Annotated in this window: 6 protein-coding genes; all 6 read right to left on the bottom strand. The window is 30.3% G+C overall.

Annotated elements, in window-relative coordinates:
- Window positions 1-237: 237 nt before the first annotated feature.
- Window positions 238-1,353, bottom strand: a complete 1,116-nt coding sequence (locus K8Z87_RS13525) for a hypothetical protein (RefSeq protein WP_227478113.1) — start codon at window positions 1,351-1,353, stop codon at window positions 238-240.
- A gap of 175 nt (window positions 1,354-1,528) precedes the next feature.
- A complete protein-coding gene (locus K8Z87_RS13520) occupies window positions 1,529-2,251 on the bottom strand; it encodes a CPBP family intramembrane glutamic endopeptidase (protein WP_227478112.1) in 723 nt (240 codons plus the stop codon).
- Between the two features lie 231 nt (window positions 2,252-2,482).
- Window positions 2,483-3,055 (bottom strand): hypothetical protein, encoded by a 573-nt coding sequence (locus K8Z87_RS13515; RefSeq protein ID WP_227478111.1) that lies wholly within the window; start codon window positions 3,053-3,055, stop codon window positions 2,483-2,485.
- Window positions 3,056-4,039: 984 nt separating this feature from the next.
- A complete protein-coding gene (locus tag K8Z87_RS13510) occupies window positions 4,040-4,567 on the bottom strand; it encodes a hypothetical protein (protein WP_227478110.1) in 528 nt (175 codons plus the stop codon).
- Window positions 4,568-4,736: 169 nt separating this feature from the next.
- The gene (locus K8Z87_RS13505) at window positions 4,737-5,093 is read right to left on the bottom strand and encodes a helix-turn-helix domain-containing protein (RefSeq protein WP_227478109.1); all 357 of its coding nucleotides are present in this window, start codon (window positions 5,091-5,093) and stop codon (window positions 4,737-4,739) included.
- 1 nt (window position 5,094) lies between these two features.
- Window positions 5,095-5,388 (bottom strand): type II toxin-antitoxin system HigB family toxin, encoded by a 294-nt coding sequence (locus K8Z87_RS13500; RefSeq protein WP_227478108.1) that lies wholly within the window; start codon window positions 5,386-5,388, stop codon window positions 5,095-5,097.
- Window positions 5,389-5,668 lie beyond the last annotated feature (280 nt).

Here is a 5,668-nt window from a genome sequence, read left to right as displayed (position 1 = left end):
CAACTGCGTAACTTTTGCATTTCCGATTTACGCAGCGGTTATTTTACTCAATAAAAATTAAAGATTTTACGCCTTTTCCAAAATATGTGGCAACGTGTTTGTATAAGATTAGTTGCGTTGTTTAAGCGCCTAATTTAGCAAATACAAACCGAATAGAAAATCCGCGAGGATTTTCGTAAGTAGGCTTGCACTAGCAATTAATTTTATACGGTGTTGGCAGCTGGCATTTCTCAATTCCTAATACTTAATTATATTTGAAACTTTTCCATCTTTAAATATTATTTTTCCAAAACCTACATATTCCCAAATTTCAAATTCATTGCCTTGGTCTAAATAAAACCTTTTGTTAAGTGTGATTCCCCAAGCTTCGCTACACATTTCTTTATTCATTCCGACACTTATTTTTCTATTGAAAACATCTTGACCAAATGTATTACCATATTTATTTTTAAGTTCTGTTAATGCAACTCTCTTTTCATTTTCAGAAAGTTCCTTTTTCTTATTATTACTCTCAACTGTGTCAAATAATTTGAAAAGTGGTTCGTAATAATCTTTACCAAATAAATAAACTAAAATTTTATCATCGCCTTTAGAAAGTACAACCATAAATTTTATATCAAAATCATCAACTGAACCAGTTGGTTTTGTTCTTAAATCCTCATTTCTTAAAAGGGTTAATTTTCCTTTCCAAACTGTTCCTTTATCAACGTAAAGTAGGTCTTCTCCTAAAGGAATTTTTCGAGCATTAAATTCTCGAATATTTACAAAGTCAGTTTTATTCACAAATTTTTCGATTCTTTCGTAATAATCTGAAACAATAAATTTTGTTGTAAAGTCTGGTTCTACAACGTAATATTTTTCGTTAGTATCTTTTTCCGTTAATTCAAATAATAATCCATCTTCTAATGAGTAGGATATTTTAGACCTAATATCTTTTACTTTTTTGAAATAATCACTTTTCCCAAATGTTCTGCTAATATTCTTTATAGTAAAATATTTTTCTCCAATATCTGACCAATTTAATAATGTTAAAGAGTCTTTTTCTTTAAATATTATGATTTCATCCGTTCTGTAATGTTCAGGGAACATTGGGTAATATATTTCTGTTCCTAAATATCTTTGATAGAATTCATTTTCATTGCACTTTTCTTTAATGTCAGGATTGTTTTTGTAAAAATCATAATAACTCTCAAAATCACTTTTGGCTTCATATTTTGGTGGTTCGATGATTTTCTTTGTCTGTGTCTTTTTTTCTATTGAACCAACAGAGATTTGTGATTGGCTATAATTTGAGAATAGTAGAAATGTAATTAATAGTAATATTAATTTCGGATTGTAATTTTTGTTAATCATAGTTTTTTTCAAAATGTTTGTTATTCAGCAGAGTGATTTTTTGCTTGCTGCCAACGTTGTTGTGTATGATTTCGTTGCGTGTTTAAGCATTAAAGTTAGCAAACAAATCACGGATAGAAAATTCCAGCGGAATTTTCGTAAGTAGGCTCTAACTAGCAATGAATTATACACAATGTTACCTGCTGGCTTTTTTATTCAAAATTTTTGTCATTCCAACAATAAGTATTATTCCAAATGAAATTGATAATGATATGGTTGGATAGTCATATATTAATTCCAGTTTATCTTTATCTCTAAACACAGCTAATAAATAGTATGTCACGATATTATAAAACAAATGAGCAATAACGCTCAAATAAATGCTATTTGTTTTAAAGTAAATATAGGCTAATACTACTCCACCGATAAAAGATGGTAAAATTCCAGTATCAGAATAGATATGAGCAATTGCAAAAACAAAAGCCGAAATCCAAATTCCTTTTGTAATTCCAAGAGTGTTTTTAATTTTTTGTGCTAAAACTCTACGAAATAAAATCTCCTCAAATATTGATATAGATATTAGAATCGGAACCATTTGATTTAAACCAATAATAATAGGATGTCTAGTGATGTCAATTCCAGCCATTTTGGTTGCAAGAACAGGAATGAGATTGCAAACGGCTATAAGTCCAATTATTCCAAATACAATTCCGATAAACTGATTAATTTTAAATTCGGGTTTTTCTTTTTCAGGAAGTTTTCCTTTGTCAAATTCAACAAGTGTAAGTCCAGCTAAAATCATTATTCCTAAATGACTTAAGTGAGAAATCCATACATTCTTCAATTCAGATGTAAAATAAAAACCTACTAATAATATCGAAGTAAATATTAATAAATTCAAGTAGATATTCTTGGTCATGTTTTCGGTAAAGATTGGTTTTTAGCTTGCAGGTAACGGTTTAGCTATGAAAAGTAAGGGAGTAAACTAGCGTTTACTCTCCGCCATTCACATAGCAAAATCTTTTTGTTTTGTTTTATTTTTTTGTTTAAAGCAAAATCCCAAAGATTTTGCGGACATCATAAATATACACAAACCTTGCGATTAAGCCCGAAGCCCTTATTTTTTATAGGTTTTGTTGTAGTGCGTTTTTTATTCAGTCTCTTGTTCATTTTCAATTTCTGGTGGTGGTGGACTATGAGGTACAACTTCCCAGAATGATATATTCAGTTCCAATTCAGTTTTTAGGTTATCATATTCTTGAGTTAAGTTTGTTAAGAATTTTTCTATCTCGTCAACTTTTTCATCTCTATTAGATTCTATAATAGTAAAGTAACTTTTGATTACATCAGTTTCGTCTTCTACTTTAAAATATGCAAAGTCATTCTTTAATGTCGAAGCCAAAGAATCCCTATTAATTTCTTTGCTAAAATGGTCTTTATAGAATTTACCTTTTGTAAAAGAAACATAGTGTTTTCCATCTGGGTCAAAAATTATCGATTCGCAAACTTCAGTAGGATATATATTCTGAATCAGATTTTTTTGTTTAATAACTATTTTTGGAACACTATCGTTACAGGTTATTTCTCGAATTCTGTCAATGAGTAATCCGTAATTTTTAAATTCCGATAATTCAAGAGGCACATTTAAACTTCCATTTTCGCTTTTTGGAAATCCATAATTCTTTATTTCTGTTTCTTGCTTTCCACAACTTGTGAAAAGCAATATAATTATCAAATATTTGACAAAGTTCATATTCATTTCAAGGGTTTGTTTAAATGCACTACAACGTGTTTGTGCATGATTTTGTTGCGACGTTATTAGACTAAAATAGTAAAAAAACAACCAACATTGGAAGTGTCCGAGGATTTTCCGCAAGGAAAATCCACCAGCAATAAATTATGCACGGTGTTGCCCACTGTAGTTTTTAATATTTCAATCAAATTTTTGTCATTATTCGTGTTTGTTTAAAATCAATCAGTCAATTTTGTATTTCGCAATTTTTAAAATCCGCCCGAGTGATAAATTCCGCCCGAGTATTTTCGGCACACAGTTTTTTTATTTTTTTCAAATTCGCAAACAAGCTAAAAAATCCGCCATAATTTTCTCATAGCAAAGTTAAATTTCAATCCGTTTTATCTTAGATTTTACCTATTTAAAAATCCACATTTCAGTTCCCAAATCAATTCCGTCTGAGTTATGTCCGCTATAGTGGGCAACGTGATTGTGTATGGTTAGTTGCGTGGTTAAGCAACTAAGTTAGCAAACAAATCACAGATAGAAAATTCCAGCGGAATTTTCGTAAGTCGGCAGTGACCAAGCAATTAATTATACACGGTGTTACCACACGTTTTTTTTATTATTCATTTCAGAAAATCAGTTTTTCGATTTGACTTCTGATCGAGAATAGAAAAATCAAAATCAAAAGTGTAATTAAATTCGTCTTGAAATTTACATATTCCTGTTTTCTATATTTTTTTAATGTTATATAAATTAAAAATCCACCAACAAGTATAATCGGTAGATAGTTTAAAATTAAATCAACGTACCACAATTCGGAAATACGAGTTGCAGTTGCTCCTTCTCCATAAATTCCCCAAAAAGTAAATATTTCAATCAAAATCAGAAGTAACAGAATTCCGAAAAATATAACTGACCTAATTCCAATTCCGATATAATTTGTCTTTATTTTTAAAAATTCCGTTGTTTTCAATTCAGTTTTTTGTTTTCTAAAATGTCAAATCCAAAAAGTCCTTGTCGAATTTCCAATTCCACATTATTGTAGAATTTCCTTTTTTCATAAAATTCAGATGAAAAGACTAATTCCTTTACTTTTCCATTATAATTAATTCTAAACGTTGGTGTTTCAACATCAATTCTATATTTGCCTCCAGAAGCCAGCGATGAAGTCCGAATAATCTCAAAAGATTCAGTTCTTGTATTTTGGTCAGCGAAATAATAATTCGATAACATAAAGATTGAGCAAGCAATAAATCCAAATCCGATTACATAATGCATTGCGGAATAGAGGTAAAGTCCAATTCCGCTATATTTATAGGTTCTCTTATAATTTTTAAAATCGAGAATAAAGGCAATTATTCCAACAACAATTATAATTCCGACTGGAATCATCCAATTAATTATGGTTTCTCTGTAAATATTAATTTCCCAAATAATTAAAATTGCTCCAAGAAAGAAAATTATAGGGTAGAATATTTTACGTTGTTTTTGCGTCATTCTCAAATGTGTGGTAACGTCTCGTATATGAAAAGTAGCGCTGAAAAAAGGCGATAATTTTTCGGATTAACACAAGCCGAATTTCCAAAAATGCCAAAGCCTTAGTGTTGGTAAAGAATTGCGCTATTTTTTATATACATTGTTACCCATAGTGCTTTCCGCAATGCCTTTAATAATCTTGTATCAATACTTCTGTTGGAATATGTAATTTTTCGTTTAGTTTTCTAATCATATCTAAAGTCAGTTTGCGTTTTTTGTTCATTATTTCGCTTACTCGACTTTTAAAACCAATCATTTCGACCAAGTCTTTTTGTTTCAATCCCATTTGCTCCATTCTAAAGTTTATTGCTGAAATTGGGTCTGGCATTCCGATTGGGAAATTATCCGTTTCGTAGTTGTCAATAACGATAGCAAGAATTTCCAGTTCGTCGCCTTCCTCAGTATTTCTTTTAGCATCAAAGATTACTTCCAAACGCTCAAGCGCTTGTCGGTAATCAGCCTCGTTTCTAATTGGTTTAATATTCATCTTAAATTTCGTTTGCGTTAATTTTGTCATATTCAGCGTGTGTTCCGATAAAACGTACCCAAGCAAGTTGATACTCAAAATTAAATTTTACAATCAATCGGTAATCGTTTCCTTTGATATTAAAAACAATCCGATTGTCTTTTAAAATACTTGCATTTGGATATTCCGATTTGAGGTCGTTAATAGTTGACCAATTTGATTTTTCAGTTTCACGATACCACGTTTTCAATTGTAATTCGCAGTTACCGTGCTTTTTCCAAAAATCTCGCAATGTTCCTCTCGAAAATATTTTCACTTAAATTTGTTTGACGCAAATATACAAAAAAAAGTTACCAAATTGATAACTTTTGTGTTTTTTCAGCATTATGGGTAACGTGTTTGTGTATGATTTCGTTGCGTGTTTCAGCAACTAAATTAATAAACTAAAATGAACCAGAGGAAATTCCGAAGGAATTTCTAAGTAGGCTAGAACTAGCAATGAATTATACACGTCTTAAGTTTACAATCTATTACATTAGATATATTAATCAGAAAGAACAAAAGAGAGAAATAAGGTTAGTATACACGGTGAAGCT

It is taken from the genome of Winogradskyella immobilis (genome assembly GCF_021887715.1).
In the GTDB taxonomy this organism is placed as follows: Bacteria; Bacteroidota; Bacteroidia; order Flavobacteriales; family Flavobacteriaceae; genus Winogradskyella; species Winogradskyella immobilis.
The sequence above is the reverse complement of the archived record's forward strand: the minus strand, read 5'-3'. Positions and strand labels throughout refer to the sequence as shown.